This is a genomic window from Streptomyces sp. NPDC056222, from assembly GCF_042264065.1.
Lineage (GTDB): Bacteria > Actinomycetota > Actinomycetes > Streptomycetales > Streptomycetaceae > Streptomyces.
This window is the reverse complement of sequence record NZ_JBHJTL010000057.1, coordinates 1-15,956: the sequence shown is the minus strand read 5'-3', so window position 1 is coordinate 15,956 and position 15,956 is coordinate 1. Positions and strand designations below refer to the sequence as shown.

The following is a 15,956-nucleotide window of genomic DNA, read 5'->3' as shown; positions in this document are numbered from 1 at the left end:
CAACAGCCTCCGGGTTCGGGACCTTTGCCTGCCCTTGCCCGGAATCAGATGGGGAGAGCGATGCGCCCGATTTCGCGTACGGCCCTGGGGGCGGCGACCGCCGCCGTCCTGGCCGTCACCGCGGTCGCGCCGTCCATGGCCGCCGGGCCAGCGGACGATTCGACCGCCGATCGACCGCTGGTCGGCAGCGAGGCCCAGGCCCGCGCCGGGGAGCGGGCCGCGACCGTCACGCTGGTGACGGGTGACCGGGTCCTGGTCACCCGCGACGCGGCCGGGAACCCGGCCGCCGCCGCGCTGCCGCGCGAGGACGGGACGGTGCCCTTCGTCCAGACCCGCCGCTCGGGACAGGAGCTGTACGTCTACCCCGAGGGCGCCACCGCCGCCCTCGCCGCGGGCCGTGTCGACGAGGAGCTCTTCAACGTCACCGGCCTGATCCGGCAGGGTTACGACGACGCCGGCACCAAGACGCTCCCCCTGATCGCGGTCTACGGCTCCGACCTCGCCCGCTCCGTCCCCGCCACCCCGCGCGGCGCCCAGCGCGGCCAGGTCCTCAAGGCCGTCGACGGCGTCGCCCTGAAGGCCGACAAGAAGCAGGCCGCCGCGTTCTGGGCGGACGTGAACACCCCCGCCGCCCGCTCCGCCTCCGGCCTGAAGAAGCTCTGGCTCGACCGCAAGGTCGAGGCCACCCTGGAGCGTTCGACCAAGCAGGTCCACGCGCCCGAGGCCTGGGCCGCCGGCTTCGACGGCAAGGGCACCAAGGTCGCCGTCCTCGACACCGGCGCCGACGTCGAGCACCCCGACCTCAAGGGCCGGGTCGTCGCCTCGGAGAACTTCACCGACTCCGACAGCGCCGACGATCGCCAGGGCCACGGCACCCACACCATCTCCACCGTCGGCGGCTCCGGCGCGGCGAGCGACGGCAGGAAGAAGGGTGTCGCGCCCGGCGCGGAACTCCTCAACGGCAAGGTCCTCAACGACTCCGGCTCCGGTGCCACGTCCTGGATCATCGCGGGCATGGAGTGGGCCGTCGCCCAGGGCGCCGACGTCGTCTCCATGAGCCTCGGCAACGCCGCCGAGACCGACTGCACCGACCCGATGAGCATCGCCGCCGAGGAACTCGCCCAGAACGAGGGCACGTTGTTCGTCGTCGCCGCCGGGAACACCGGCCCCTCGCTCAACACGGTCTCCTCGCCCGGCTGTGCCCCGAGCGTCCTCACCGTCGGCGCCACCGACCGCGACGACTCCACCGCGTACTTCTCCAGCCGCGGCCCGACGACCCTCAGCCACACGCTCAAGCCGGAGATCGCCGCCCCCGGCGTCGGCATCTCCGCCGCCGCGGCCGGCGGCCGGGGCGTGTACGCCTACCAGGCCATGTCCGGTACGTCGATGGCCACCCCGCACGTCGCGGGCGCCGCCGCCATCGTCAAGCAGCGCCACCCCGACTGGACCGCCCAGCAGATCAAGGCCGCGCTCGTCTCGTCCGCCGCGAGCTCCGTCCCCGGCGACGTACGCGAGGTCGGTGGCGGCCGCCTCGACGTCAAGGCCGCGATCGACCAGACGGTCCTCGGCGCCGACGCCGTCCAGGGCGGCACCTTCAACTGGCCCCAGGACGACAGCGACCGCACCTCGGTCACCGTCCCCTACACCAACACCTCCGACAAGGCCGTCACCCTGACGCTCGCCGTCGAGAAGGTCACCGGCAACGACGGCTCGCGCGTCCGGTCCTCGGTCGCCCGCCTCGGCAAGCGCACGGTCACCGTCCCGGCCGGTGCGACCGTCGAGGTCCCGCTGCACCTGGACCCGACCGCCCACCTGGAGCGCGCCCAGTACGGCGACGTCACCGGCCGGGTCGTCGCCACCGGCCCCGGCGGTGTCCACGTCTCCACGCCGTTCTCGCTCTACGTCCAGCCCGAGACGGTCACCCTGCGGGTCAAACTGATCGACCGTCAGGGCAAGCCCGCCGCCGGCGCCTCGTCCCTGGACCTCATCGGCACCGACACCGCCGGCGGCGAGCGCCGCTTCAACGAGGGCGCCACCGACCAGGTCTTCCAGGTCAGGCCCGGCAGCTACTTCCTCACCTCCTTCGTCACCACCGCCGACACCGGCGAGGGCGCCACGCTGAACGACTCGCTCAGCTACCTGGCCCGCCCGCAGATCGAGGTGAAGAAGGACACCACCGTCGTCCTCGACGCCCGCCAGGCCCACAAGCTGTCGGTGAAAACCGACAAGCCCGGTGAGCAGCGCGGCACCACCCTGGCGTTCTCCCGCTCCTGGGCCGACACCTGGATGCACTCCGGCTCGGCCGCCGGTACGCGCTCGATCCGCGGCTACTACGCCTCGGTCGAAGGACGCGCCGACGAGGGCGACTTCGAGTTCGGCAGCTACTGGCGCACCGCCGCTCCGCAGATCACCGAGCTGAAGACGAGCGACGGCACCGTCCTGCACCCGTACACGGCCTCCCTCGGCTCCGACAACCTCGACGGCACCGGCTCCGCCTCGCTCGTCGACGCGGGCACCGGAACCCCCGAGGAGCTGACGGCCGCCGGCGTCCAGGGCCGCGTCGCCCTGGTCCGCATCCCGGACACCTCCAACCTCGTGGCCACCGTCGCACGGAACGCCAAGGCGGCGGGCGCCGTCGCGGTCCTGGTGCACCGGACCTCGCCCGTCCGCTGGATCCCGACCGCGGGCTTCGGGGGACCCGGGCTCCCGGTCCTCGCGATCGGCTCCGCCGAGGGCGCCGCGCTGCTCGCCAAGCTCTCCACCGGCGAGGTCACCCTCTCCTGGAAGGCCACGGCGAAGAGCCCGTACCTCTACAACCTCGCCTTCCCCGAGGCCGGTTCGATCCGCGACGACAGGACCTACCGGGTCCGGGACGGCGAGTTGGGCCGTACCGAGTCGACCTACGGCTCCATGGGCGTGGCCACCGACTTCATCGACAACGCGGCCGCGTACCGTCCGAACGGCACGGCCGTCTACTTCGGCGCCATCGAGCCGGTCCCCGCGCCGGGCACCCGGACCGAGTACTACACGCCCGGGGACACCCAGTGGGACCAGATGCTGTCCTCCAGCTTCCCGTTCGGCGAGTTCATGATCGGGTCCAAGCGCGCCTACAAGGCGGGGGAGAAGCGCACCGAGCGCTGGTACGACGGCGTCGTCGCCCCGACCGCCCCGCGGGACGCGGCCGGCAAGCCGGTCCTCGTCGCCGAACGCCAGGGCAACCTGATCGGCTTCGCGAACGCCATGTGGGGCGACAGCACCCACCACGCCGAGCAGGGTTCGTTCGGTGACATCGGCGGGCTGACGCTGAGCAAGGACGGCGAGGTCCTCGGCGAGACCGGATGGCCGTTCGGAGTCTTCGAAGTCCCGTCCGAGCGCGGCACGTACACGCTCGAACAGCGGACGATGAAGATCGGCAGCAAGGTGTGGAACCGCTCCACATCCGTCAACTCGGTCTGGAAATTCACCTCCCAGGCCGACGAGAGCGTCTACTCTCAAGGCATCCCGATTCTCTTCCCCCGGTACACCCTTCCGGAGGACGGACTCAAGACCCTCGCCGCGACCGACGGCCAGAAGATCGGCCTCACCGCGACGGGTCACGCGGGCTATCAGGTAGCCGCGCTCACCTCGGCCAGGCTCTCGTACTCCTATGACGGAGGCACGACCTGGACGGAGGCGCAGGTCTCGCAGCAGGGCGGTGTGTGGACCGCGACCGTGAACCACGCGGGCGCGGCCGGCAAGCCGGTCACCCTGAAGACCGAACTGACGGACGCCAACGGCAACTCCGTCACCCAGACCGTGGTCCGCGCTTACGACGTGCGCTGATCACGCCGGTCCGCCGGGCGTCCTTCCCGTGGGGGGTGGGGTCGCCCGGCGGACCTCTTTTTCGTCATGTCCCGTTTTCCGGCGGCCCGCGCGGTGGACAATATGGGCATGACTCAGCAGGGGGACAACTGGTGGGACAAGCTCTACGACGACGCGGCACCGGACACGGCGCCGACCGCGACGGGTGACACACTCGACGACCGTTTCGACTCGGCGTCACAGGCGACGAGCCCGGGGGCGCAGCCGCCGCCCCGGGCCCCCTGGGAGCCCCTCGACGACCCGGTTCCCGGCCCCCGCGCCTTCCCACCACCTCCGGCGCCCACGGGGCAGCCACCGGCCCCGGTCACCCCGCCTCCGTCCCCGCCACCGCCGCCCGCCGGGCGGGTGCCCGAAGGGGCGCCACCTCCGCCGGAGGCCCCACCTGCACGACAGGCGCCCGCCGCCCCACCCCCGCCCCCGGAGCCCGCAGCCCCGCCCACCGGGCCGGTACCACCCGCTCCGGAGCAGCGCCCCGCGCCCGAGCGCCCGGAGGGCGACACCGTCCCGGACGCCGCCCGGCCGCCCGTGCCCCGTCCCCGTACCGCCCACATCGGCAACAGACCGCCCACGTACGAGTCCGAGCCCACCGCACTGCCCGCCGCCCGGCCCGACGAGCTCCTCGATCTGGTCGCCGACACCGTGCTCGACGGGGCCCGCTACGGCACCTACACCCTGCGCGCCGCCTCCCTGCGTGGCGACTCCGCCCGCTACCGCGGCGACCCCCGCAGGGACGCCCTGCTCACCGCCCGTTTCGGCCACGCCGAGGCCGCGCTCGTCCTCGTCGCCGTGGCCGGCGGCGCCCGTACCGCGGACGCCGCCCATCTCGCCGCAGCCGATGCCTGCCGCTGGATCGGCGAGGCCGTCGGCCGCAGCCACGCCCGGCTCTCCGAGGACATCCGGGCCGCCCGCCGCGGCGACCTGAAGTCGGGGCTCCACCGCCTCACCGACCGCACCTTCGGCAGACTCCGCGCCCGCGCCGCCGAACTGGGCGTGGAGCCCGAGGAGTACACCGCGAGCCTGCGCTGTCTGCTCCTCTCCGCCGATCCCGACTGCCGCACCCGCGTCTTCTTCGGCATCGGCCGCGGCGGGCTGTTCCGGCTCCGCGACGGCGCCTGGCAGGACATCGAGCCGCTGATCCCCGAACCGGCCACGCTCACCGGCGCACCCGTCGTGGGCTTCGGCTCCCCTCCCTCGGAGACGGAGGAGGGCGATCGCCACACCATGAAACTCAGCGTCACCGGCCCTCCGGGCGCCCCCTTCGTGGAGGAGCCTCTCCCGGCCCCCGCCGAACCGTTCCGCTTCCGCGCCTCCGTCGCCCGCCCCGGCGACACCCTGCTCCTCGCCTCGAACGGCCTCGCCGAGCCGATGCGCGGCGAGCCCGCCCTCGCCAAGGAGCTCGCAGAGCGCTGGAACGCCCCCGAGCCGCCCGGGCTGGCCGCGTTCCTCGCCGACATACAGCTCAGGGTGAAGGGGTACGCCGATGACCGTACAGGCGTGGCCGTCTGGGAGGCGTAACGCTTCGGCCCATGTGTTGATGGACGCATGGCCAAACAGAATGTCGCAGAACAGTTCGTCGACATCCTCGTGCGGGCGGGCGTCCGGCGGCTGTACGGAGTCGTCGGCGACAGCCTGAACCCCGTCGTCGACGCCATCCGCCGTACCCCCGACATCGACTGGATCCAGGTCCGGCACGAGGAGGTCGCCGCCTTCGCCGCCGGGGCGGAGGCGCAGATCACCGGTCGGCTGACGGCCTGCGCCGGCTCCTGCGGCCCCGGCAATCTCCACCTCATCAACGGCCTGTACGACGCCCACCGCTCGATGGCCCCCGTCCTGGCGCTCGCCTCGCACATCCCGTCGAGCGAGATCGGCCTCGGCTATTTCCAGGAGACCCATCCCGACCGGCTCTTCGCCGAATGCAGCCACTACAGCGAGCTGATCTCCAACCCGAAGCAGATGCCCCGGCTGCTGCAGACGGCCATTCAGCACGCCGTCGGGCAGGGCGGAGTCAGCGTCGTCTCACTGCCCGGAGACATCGCCTCCGAGCCGGCCCCGGAGAAGGCCTGGGAGACCGCACTCGTCACCTCCCGCCCCACCGTCCGTCCGGGGGACGCCGAGATCGACGCCCTGGTGCGGATGATCGACGCGGCCGATCGGGTGACGCTGTTCTGCGGCAGCGGCACGGCCGGCGCCCATGCCGAGGTGATGCAGTTCGCCGAGCGGGTGAAGTCGCCCGTCGGGCACGCGCTGCGCGGCAAGGAGTGGATCCAGTACGACAATCCGTTCGACGTCGGCATGAGTGGGCTGCTCGGCTACGGCGCCGCCTACGAGGCGACCCACGAGTGCGACCTGCTGATCCTGCTCGGCACGGACTTCCCGTACAACGCCTTCCTGCCGGACGACGTCACGATCGTCCAGGTGGACGTCCGGCCGGAACGCCTCGGCCGCCGCTCCATGCTCGACCTCGCCGTCTGGGGTGACGTGCGGGAGACCCTTCGGTGCATCACCCCGCGCGTGCGCGCCAAGTCGGACCGCCGCTTCCTCGACCGGATGCTGAAGAAGCACGCCGACTCGCTCGAGGGAGTCGTCAAGGCGTACACCCGCAAGGTCGAGAAGCACGTGCCCATCCATCCCGAGTACGTCGCCTCCGTCCTGGACGAACTCGCCGACGACGACGCCGTGTTCACCGTCGACACCGGCATGTGCAACGTCTGGGCAGCCCGCTACATCTCGCCCAACGGCCGCCGCCGCATCATCGGTTCGTTCTCACACGGCTCGATGGCCAATGCCCTGCCGCAGGCCATCGGCGCGCAGTTCACCGACCGCTCCCGCCAGGTGATCTCGATGTCGGGAGACGGCGGATTCACCATGCTGATGGGCGACTTCCTCACCCTGGTGCAGTACGACCTGCCAGTGAAGATCGTGCTCTTCAACAACTCCGCGCTCTCCATGGTGGAGTTGGAGATGCTGGTGGCCGGACTCCCTTCGTACGGAACGACCAACCGCAACCCCGACTTCGCCGCGATCGCCCGCGCGGCCGGCGCCTACGGCGTCCGCGTCGAGAAGCCCAAGCAGCTCGCCGGCGCCCTCAAGGAGGCCTTCAAGCACAAGGGCCCGGCGCTCGTCGACGTCGTCACCGATCCCAACGCCCTCTCCATCCCGCCGAAGATCAGCCGCGAGATGGTGTCCGGCTTCGCCCTCTCCGCCGGCAAGATCGTCCTGGACGGCGGCGTCGGCCGGATGCTCCAGATGGCCCGCTCCAACCTCCGCAACGTTCCCCGACCCTGAGGTCTCACTCCTGGGGGTGGAACCCGGGGTCCAGTGGGCGCAGCCCCGTCATGCCGCGACCGGGAAGGCATCGGCCCCACAGAAAGCTGTGAGGCCCCAGGTGCCGACAGACGGAGTGGTTCTTCATGCCCCTGCATTCCCCATCGCGCCGGGCCGGGCGCATCGCCGCGGTCGGCGCCGCGGCCCTCGCGCTCCTCGTGAGCCTGCCCGGAGCGGCGACCGCCGCCCCCGGCGACCTCGACCCCACGTTCAGCGGCGACGGCAAGGTCATCACCGACACCGCCAACATCGAGGACAGCCGGGACGTGGTGATCCAGCCGGACGGCAAGATCGTCACGCTCGGCATCGGCTTCGACTTCGACGGCCCCAACGACTTCATCCTGGTGCGCTACAACCCCGACGGCACCCTGGACACGACCTTCGGCGGCGGGGACGGCATCGTCCACACCGACTTCGGCGGCTTCACCGACGACGAGGCCCACGCCCTGACCCTGGCGGGCCCGAACAAGATCGTCGCGGTGGGCCGCAGCGACACCGTCGAAGGCGGCCGGCCCCAGCTCGCGGCGGCCCGCTACAACGCCGACGGCTCCCTGGACACCACCTTCGACGGCGACGGCAAGGTCGTCACCAGCTTCGGGGGGACCGTCCCCACCATCGGCAACGCGGTGCTGATGGGGACCGACGACAACATCCTCATCGGCGGTTCCTACGGCGGCGACGCCATGGTGACCCGCCTCACCGCCTCCGGAGGCCTGGACGTCTTCGGCGACGACAACTCGGGCAAGGCCGTCTTCCCCTTCGCGGGCGGCGACTCCGCGATCCACTCCCTGGCCGTGTACGGCGGCGGAACGATCATCGCGGGCGGCTCCAGCCCTGCCGGATTCGGTCTGGTGCGCCTCTACATGGAGTTCGGCGGGCGGGACGTGACCTTCGGAGACAACGGTCAGGTGTCGACCCCGTTCGGCACCGCGGTCGAGGGCGTGGAGCTGGCGGCCGGCGGCAAGATCGTCGCCGCCGGCTCCCACGGGACCGGTGTCGGCTCCCAGTTCGGAGTGGCCCGTTACGACGGGAACGGCGACCTGGATCCGACCTTCGGCGGCGACGGCACGGTGACCACCGGCTTCGGCGGCAACGGCGCCGCGGGGCACGACATGGCACTCCAGGACGACGACAAGATCGTCGTCGCGGGCGTCGCCAACGGCGACTTCGCACTCGCCCGGTTCACCACGGACGGCTCCCTGGACACCGACTTCGGCGGCGGCGACGGGCGGGTGACCACCGACTTCGAGGGCAACTGGGACGAGGGCCGCGCGGTGGCCCTGCAGACCGACGGCAGGATCGTCGTCGCCGGCAACGGCAGCGACAACCACGCGGTGGCCCGCTACTCGGTCACCGGCACGCCCCAGCCGACCACCGTGGACCTGGCGGTCACCAAGACCGCGACCGGACCCACCACCATCAGCATCGGCGACCAGGCCACGTACACGGTCCGGGTGACCAACAGGAGCACCACCGCCACCGCCACCGGGGTCTCCGTCTCCGACACCCTCACCGGAGCCTCCGGCACCCTCCTGTCGGCCACGCCCAGCCAGGGCGGCCCCTGCACGGTGAACGCCACCACCATGAGCTGCGGCCTGGGCGCCATCGCCCCGGGCGCCTTCGCCACCGTCACGGTGGTCGCCGAGCCCCGGGCCACCGGCACCCTGACCGACCGGGTGACGACGGCGGCGGTCGAGGCCGATCCGATCCCGGCGAACAACACCGCCACCGCGACCACCACGGTGAACAACGCCCGCGGCTGCACGATCATCGGCAGGAGCACCGGCGAAACCCTCAACGGAACCTTCGGCAACGACGTGATCTGCGCACTCAGCGGCAACGACACCGTCAACGGAGGCGGTGGCAACGACACGGTCCACGCCGGTCCCGGCAATGACGTGGTCAACGGCGGCAACGGCGGCGACCGGCTGATCGGCCAGAGCGGCAACGACCGCCTCAACGGCGACTCGGGCAACGACAACCTCGACACCCGGGACGGCGTCACCGGCAACGACCAGGCGTTCGGTGGCCTCGGCTTCGACACCTGTACGACCGACGCGGGCGACACCCGCAACAGCTGCCCGTAGGCGCCATGTCCGTTCGGTGACGCTCCGGCATGAATGCGGGACGGTCGGTGGGGCATGCATCCCCGTGAGCCTGTTCGAGGCGAGTCGTTCCGATATGTGGGTGGGGGTTATGGCCGGGGAGGCGAGACAGCCGACTCAACTGCTCAGGAAGGTGGGATGCGCGGATCTCACCGCGGTGCCGGAGGTGCGTCATGCGTTACGAGCGATGCTGCGGAAGTGGGGCGGGCCGGGGGCCTCCGACGTGGCGGAGTTGCTCACCAGCGAGCTGGTCACCAATGCGCTGATCCACACGGACCACGGCGCGGTCGTCACCGCGACCGTCGTCCCCGACAGTCTCCGGGTCGAAGTGCGCGACTTCGTCTCCGGACTGCCCGAGCCGTGGGTACCGGTCGCCGACGACGGTACCCACGGACGGGGCCTCGTCCTGGTCCGGGAGCTCGCCGACTCCTGGGGGGTCGAGGACCACGGCGTGGGCAAGGTGGTGTGGTTCGAACTGAACGGCGGGGCCGCCTGACAGCCGGCCCCGCCGTTCGTGTGTGCTCCCGATCTCAGCCGAACTGCTGCTCGAGGTCCTTGAGTTTGCGCTCGAGGGAGTCGAGCCGTGGCAGCGTCTGGGTGTCGTCCTCGGCGGTGAGATCCACCGTCCGCGGCTCAGTACCCTTCACGGCCTGGAGGGAGGGCCGGTGTCGAAGCGGCAGCTGTCCGGGGTCCGCTATGGCCGGCTCCGCGACGGGCGTCCCCGTGGACGTCGTCGCGGAGCCCGCCGATCCCATGGAGCCCGTGCCGGAGGTCAGGGCCGGCAACTCGACCTGACGGCCACCGCCCCGGCCGAGCCCGAAGGCCCGGTGCTGTCGGTTGATCGCCTTGAGTCTGGCCCGGCCGAGCTTCTCCTGCTCGCGCCGACGCAGTCGGTTCTGCTGTTTCTCCCGCCGGTCCTCACGGACCTCGTCGACCGCCTCGTCCAGCGACGACACGCCTTCGAGCAGCATCAGCGACCAGGCGCCGAAGGTCTCCCTGGGCGCCCTCAGCCACCGTACGACCCGGATCTGCGGCAGCGGGCGGGGCACCAGGCCCTGCTCGCGCAGCGCCGCACGGCGGGTCTGCTTGAGGGCACGGTCGAAGAGGACCGCGGCCGAGAGGGACATGCCCGCGAAGAACTGCGGGGCGCCCGCGTGGCCCAGGCCCCGGGGGGCGTGGACCCAGTTGAACCAGGCCGCCGCGCCCGCGAACGTCCACACGAGGAGGCGCGAGCCGAGCGCCGCGTCACCGTGGCTGGCTTCGCGGACCGCGAGGACCGAGCAGAACATCGCCGCGCCGTCGAGGCCGAAGGGGACGAGGTACTCCCAGCCCCCGGTGAGATTGAGGTTCTGCCGGCCGAAGCCGACGAGTCCGTGGAAGGAAAGTGCGGCGGCGACCGCCGCACAGCAGAAGAGCAGCACATAGGAGGCGGTTCCGTAGATCGCTTCCTTGCGTCTGCGGCGTTCCTCGCTGCGCTCCCAGGAGTCCTCGGCCGCGGCCTGGTCACCGGCGCGCTTGCCGCGCGCGAGCACCGCCACCGCCGTCAGGACTCCGGCCACCATGACGCCACCCGGAAGCAGCCAGTCCAGCGATATGTCGGTCAGTCTCATGCGGTGTCCCTTGCATCGCAGTAGGGCCTTTCGGCGGCCCATACTGGCCGACCTCGGAGGGCCCACAAGGGTTTTCGCGGCAAGAGCACGCCATTGGTACCGCACGGCATACGAATAGGTGCCATCTGGTCGAACGACCGCACGGATCAAGGGAGTTGTGTTCGATTTACGCCACCCGTGCGGGTGGCGTAATCCCACGGGAGTGTCAGGCGGTCGCCGTGAGCCGACGGACCCGATCGGCGTCGCAGGTGCGCGGACATGTCATGCAGGTGTCCTCGGGGCGCAGGGTGTAGAAGAAGCAGCACGTCGCCCGGTCCCGGGTGGAGCGGGTTGTTCCGTCGGCGTCCACCGAGCCGGCGAGCTCGCGGAAGCCGGCGGCGCCCGCGTACGGCTTGGCCGTGCCGGGCATCAACAGGTCCAGCTCGCGCATCCCCCGCTCCTCCTCGCCGAGCAGCGCCGCGATGTACCAGAGGCCCTCGACGATCTCGTCCGTCGCCATGCCCCACAGCGCCCGCCTGCCGCGCCGCATCCGCGGTCCGAAGCCGACCAGGATGGACTCGAAGTGCTCGGCGAGCGAGGCCCGGACCTCGGCGCGCAGCGCCTCCTCGTCCGGGACGACCCGGGCGCCGGGCAGGGTGGCGGCGGGATCGCCGGGCAGACAGGCGAACTCCTCGACGCGGACGGTCATCCGCCCCAGGGCCCGCTGGAAGGCGACGTTCTGGACGGGCATCCGGGGAACCCGGCGGTGCAGGAACCAGGGGACCGTGACCAGGAGGCAGGCCGGCCAGGCGTACCGGTGCAGTCCGAAGCTGGCGACCACGTCGGGGCGGGCCTGCTGCCCGTAGTCGCGCAGCACCTGGGCGTTGTCCCAGGCGAGGAAGGTGTCGAGGGCGGTGCCGCCGGCCGCCAGCTCGTCCGCGCCGACCCAGCCGCCGCCTCTGGGGGCACTCTCGGCCTGGTCCAGCTCCTCTATCCGCAGGCCGGAGAACACCTCGCCGAGGCGGGCGTACGAAGCCGCGACAGGCGAGGTGAAAGGGGCGGGGAGCAGGGCGGGGACGGCCATACGGGACCACCGAATCGCGATCGTTAGCAGGTTAGCCTTACCTTACCCGAAGCGATCGAAGTTTGCCCCTACCGTCCAGCGGGCAAGCCCCCGGACCCCCCGATGCGGTCCTGTCTCGCATATGGTGCACAGGGGGCACCGGCATCGCGAGCCGGGCCCGGCACGACCCCGCAGGAGGACCGGGTGGAGCAGGGCGGAGCGCGCGAGCGGGCGCGACAGGAGCCGTACCCTCCGTTCGGCGACGCCGTACGGGTCCCCGGGCAGCTGCGCGGCGGCATGTCCGTCCCCCCGGCGCACCCCTCGGAGGCGCCCACCGCGCAGGTCCGCGGAGAGCACACCCACAGCGAACCTCCCGCCCCCGGGCTCGTCCCCCGTCCCGTCCGGCGCCACTCCGTGCGCGGGCAGATCCTCCAAGCCCTGCGCACCGCCCTCGTCGGCGGCGAACTGGTCCCCGGCGAGGTCTACTCCGCCCCCGTCCTCGCCGAACGCTTCGGCGTATCGGCGACCCCCGTGCGCGAGGCGATGCAGCAGCTGGCGACCGAAGGCGCCGTCGAAGTCGTGCCGAACCGCGGCTTCCGCGTCACCGAACGCACCCCGCGCGAACTCGCCGAACTCGCCGAGGTCCGCGCGCTCATCGAGATCCCGATCATGCTGCGCCTGGCCCGTACGGTCCCGGCCGCCCGCTGGGCCGAACTCCGTCCCCTCGCCGAGGCCACCTCGGCCGCCGCCGCCCGAGGCGACCGCGCCCACTACGCCGAGACCGACCGCGCCTTCCACCGCGCGGTCCTCTCCCTGGCCGGCAACGAGCAACTCCTCGCCGTCGCCGACGACCTCCACCGCCGCTCCCAGTGGCCCCTGATGAGCGCCCCGGCGACCCGCCACGGCGAACTGGTCGCGGACGCGGCGGAACACACCGCCCTCCTCGACGCGCTCATCGCCCAAGATCTCACCGTCGTGCAGTCACTCGTACGGGAGCACTTCACCGGATCGCAGGGCTGACGACTAAGGTCGTTGCCGTCAGCCCGCTTCCACAGTGCCGTCCGTGAGGTGTCCCATGCCGTCCGCGACTCCGTCCCCGGCACGGGGATGGTGCCCGTGACCGGATCCGCCCGCGGAGAGCGCCCCACCGCCGGTACGGAGGCCCAGGCGGCGGCCCTGCTCGGCTGGCTCACCGACCCGGACGCGCCCCGGCTCTGTCTGGTCACCGGTGACGCCCGACGGGGCAAGTCCGCGCTGCTCTCCTGGCTCGCCGCGCACGGCGCCCGTACCGGGGCGCGCCGCAGGCGTTCGACGCGCGAACTGATCCCGCTCGCCGGGCAGAGCGCGCTCGGCACGGCCTGGACGATCGCGAACCGCCTCGGTGTCGTCGCCAGGACACCCGGCGAACTGGTCCAGGTCCTCGCCACCACCGAAGCCCGCCGCTCCGTCCTCGTCCTGACGGACCTGCACCGAGCGGCGGAGCCGGAGGCGGTCGCCGAACTACTGGGTGAGCTCTCGGAGTTGGGCCGGATCCGGCTCGTCGTCGAGGTCCGCACGAACACCCCCGCCCACACCGTCCTCGCCGCCCGCCGCGCCATGTCGGTGGACGTGCCCGAGCCGGTCGGGACGGACGCCGCCGCCGAGCGGCGCTCGGTGGGCCGGGCGGCGGAGGGGTTCGCCGCCGCAGCGGTCGATCTCGCCGATCCCGTCGCCGTCTGCGAGGCCGACCCGCTGCTCGTCACCGCCGGCTACACCAGCGGCTCCGGCGACGAGCACGGCGGTCTGCGGTCCGCCTGGCTGCGCGCCGGACAGTCGCTCTGCCGCGACCAGGAACCCGCGGACCGCGCCCTGGTGCTCCTCGGCGCGCTGGGCGACGGCGCCGACCCCCGGCTCCGGCCCGCCCTGCGGCACCTCGCCGCCGACGCGCCGTGGCGAGTGCGGTGGACCCGGGTACGGGGAGATCTGACCCCGCCCTGGCCGGGACCCGTCACCGCGCTCGGCACGATCGGCGACCGCCTCCTCGTCGCGGGACCCACCGACGCCGTGCGCCTGCTGCGCACGTCCGACGCGACCCGGGCGGGCCAGACCTTCGCCAGCCCCGCCCGGCGCATCAAGACACTCGCCCCCGCGCCGGACGGCACCCTCCTGCTCCTGGACGAGCGGGGCCGGCTGCACACGGTGCGCGGGCTGCCCGGGCCCCGCCCGCCGTACCTGGAGCGGCTGACCGCGGCCGTCGCGGCGACCCTCACCCGGCACCCCGGCACGGCGCTCGCGGCGATCAGCGGGTCCGTGGTGGTGGGTGACCGCCTCGGATCCGTGCACGCCTTCGGCCTGACGGGCATTCACCAGGCCGCGCTGCACAGCGGGCGCGTCACGGCGGTCACCGCGGTCGAGGCACCGCCCACGCCCTTCCTGTGCAGCGGCGGGCTCGACGGCACGGTCCGCCTCTGGACCCCCGGCCAGGACCCGCACCCCGAGCCCCTGGCCGAACGCCCCTGCCCGGTCGTGGCGTTGCACGCGGCGCCGACCCCCGAAGGCCCGTCGCTCGCGATCGCCTGGGCCGACGGGCTGATCGAACTCCACCACCTCGACACGAAGCAGCGCCTGTCCTTCCGCCCGGGGCCACCCGTCCGTGCGGTGGTGGTCACCCCGGACGGGGGAGTGGTCGCGGGCATGGACGAAGCGCTCCTCCGGCTGGACGAGGGGACCCGCGACGCTCTCCGTCAGCAGATATGACGCTCCCTCATGTCGCGGGCTGGGGCGACAGTTGGGCCGAGAGCCAGGTCGGCACTCCGCCCAGGAGACGGAACAGCCGTCCCGCCTCCGCCCGCAGACGACCCGCCTCCGGCTCCGTCTCCGTGTCCGCGAGGGCGGTCAGGGCCGGAGCGGTGCCCACCAGGAAGCCGAGCTCCTCGCGGATCCGCAGCGACTCGGCGAAGCCGTGCCGCGCCTCCGCCAACTCGCCCTCGCGCAGGGCGATTCCGGCCAGATGGCGCCAGGTCGAGGAGAGGAGCAGGGTGTCGCCCCGGTCCGTCGCACCCGCGTGCGCCCGACGGAACGCGGCCCTGGCCGCCTGGGGCGAGTCACCGAGGTTCTGGGCGATCAGCCCGCGCCGGAAGTCCAGCAGCGGACGCCCGTCGGCCGAGGGGCCGATCAGCGCCGCCGCCCGGCCGAGCGCCGCAGTGGCCTCGTCGGCCCGGTCCCGTACGCCGAGCAGTGTCGACGCGTAGGCGAGATAACCGCGTTCGCACGCGGCCGCCCCGCGCTCCTCGTCGCTCTGCGCGACCGCCTCGGCCGCTCGTAGCGCCTCCTCCGCCTCGGCCCAGCCCTTCTCGGTGTACAGACAGCGCTCGATCAGCAGGGCCGCCCGTTCCAGGGCCGCCGCCGGTTCGGTCGCGCGCGGTGCGAGCAGAGCGGCCGCGTCGGTCCAGCAGCCGCGTGAGCGGAGTCGCCATATGGCGGTCTCCATGGGCGTCTTCCTGCCGTAGGCAGAGGACGGATCGTCGCCACCCGTCGTTTCGGAACCAGACATGGCGGTGTCCGCCACATTGCCCTCCCCGAGCGCGCCATTGAGCTGTTGAGTCAGGCCCGCATCTCAACACGAACGGGTGCGCCGGGCCAAGGGGTCAGGTGAATGAATTCACAAGAGCCTCGTGCGCACCGGTATACGGACGGCGTCGCCCGGTCGCGCTCAGCGACCGATCCGACAGGCCTGGGCTCCGTCGCGCCGCACGATCGGGGCGGGACGCCCGCCATCTTCGAGCGGGGGCGTCACCTTCGGTGCCGTCAGTTCCCCGGTTCCCCCGAAGAGATGAATCTCCTCGGACCGGTCGACCGCGTTGGGCCGAGCGGGTGGTTCGGCCGACGTTCCCCCGGGCGGGGGAGGCCGGCCCCGAACGCAGTGCGGGGGGGGGGGGGGGCGGGCCCGGCCCCCCCCCCCCCCCGCCCCCGGGCGGGAGCCCCCCCCCCCCACCCCCCCCCCCCGCCAAAAGCGAGCGTAGTCGACCCACCCCC

Annotated in this window: 10 protein-coding genes; 7 read left to right on the top strand and 3 right to left on the bottom strand. The window is 72.6% G+C overall.

Annotated features, from left to right (window positions below):
• Positions 1-60: 60 nt before the first annotated feature.
• The 5 genes from ACFC0D_RS24545 (at position 61) to ACFC0D_RS24525 (ending at position 9,786) form a co-directional block, all read left to right on the top strand.
• Positions 61-3,822 carry a S8 family serine peptidase gene (locus ACFC0D_RS24545; RefSeq protein WP_376439734.1) on the top strand — a complete coding sequence of 1,254 codons (3,762 nt, stop codon included), beginning with the start codon at positions 61-63 and terminating at the stop codon, positions 3,820-3,822.
• Between the two features lie 108 nt (positions 3,823-3,930).
• Positions 3,931-5,376, top strand: a complete 1,446-nt coding sequence (locus ACFC0D_RS24540; RefSeq protein ID WP_376439732.1) for a protein phosphatase 2C domain-containing protein — start codon at positions 3,931-3,933, stop codon at positions 5,374-5,376.
• 27 nt (positions 5,377-5,403) lie between these two features.
• A complete protein-coding gene (locus ACFC0D_RS24535; protein WP_376439730.1) occupies positions 5,404-7,146 on the top strand; it encodes a pyruvate dehydrogenase in 1,743 nt (580 codons plus the stop codon).
• A gap of 125 nt (positions 7,147-7,271) precedes the next feature.
• Positions 7,272-9,272, top strand: a complete 2,001-nt coding sequence (locus ACFC0D_RS24530) for a calcium-binding protein (RefSeq protein ID WP_376439727.1) — start codon at positions 7,272-7,274, stop codon at positions 9,270-9,272.
• A 94-nt stretch (positions 9,273-9,366) separates the two neighbouring features.
• Entirely contained in the window at positions 9,367-9,786 is a 420-nt protein-coding gene (locus ACFC0D_RS24525) for an ATP-binding protein (protein ID WP_376439724.1), read from the top strand.
• A 34-nt stretch (positions 9,787-9,820) separates the two neighbouring features.
• Here the strand turns inward: ACFC0D_RS24525 and ACFC0D_RS24520 are convergent, their stop codons facing one another.
• Both ACFC0D_RS24520 and ACFC0D_RS24515 read right to left on the bottom strand, forming a co-directional pair.
• Positions 9,821-10,900: a DUF2637 domain-containing protein gene (locus ACFC0D_RS24520; protein WP_376439721.1), complete on the bottom strand. Its 1,080-nt coding sequence runs from the start codon at positions 10,898-10,900 to the stop codon at positions 9,821-9,823.
• A 205-nt stretch (positions 10,901-11,105) separates the two neighbouring features.
• Positions 11,106-11,963 carry a (2Fe-2S)-binding protein gene (locus tag ACFC0D_RS24515; protein WP_376439718.1) on the bottom strand — a complete coding sequence of 286 codons (858 nt, stop codon included), beginning with the start codon at positions 11,961-11,963 and terminating at the stop codon, positions 11,106-11,108.
• A 183-nt stretch (positions 11,964-12,146) separates the two neighbouring features.
• Here ACFC0D_RS24515 and ACFC0D_RS24510 point away from each other — a divergent pair, with 183 nt between their 5' ends.
• A complete protein-coding gene (locus ACFC0D_RS24510) occupies positions 12,147-12,962 on the top strand; it encodes a GntR family transcriptional regulator (RefSeq protein WP_376439715.1) in 816 nt (271 codons plus the stop codon).
• Positions 12,963-13,058: 96 nt separating this feature from the next.
• Positions 13,059-14,678, top strand: a complete 1,620-nt coding sequence (locus ACFC0D_RS24505) for a WD40 repeat domain-containing protein (RefSeq protein WP_376439713.1) — start codon at positions 13,059-13,061, stop codon at positions 14,676-14,678.
• Positions 14,679-14,685: 7 nt separating this feature from the next.
• On the opposite strand, the gene ACFC0D_RS24500 is transcribed toward ACFC0D_RS24505, so the two are convergent.
• Positions 14,686-15,474 (bottom strand): hypothetical protein, encoded by a 789-nt coding sequence (locus ACFC0D_RS24500; RefSeq protein WP_376439710.1) that lies wholly within the window; start codon positions 15,472-15,474, stop codon positions 14,686-14,688.
• Positions 15,475-15,956: the final 482 nt, after the last annotated feature.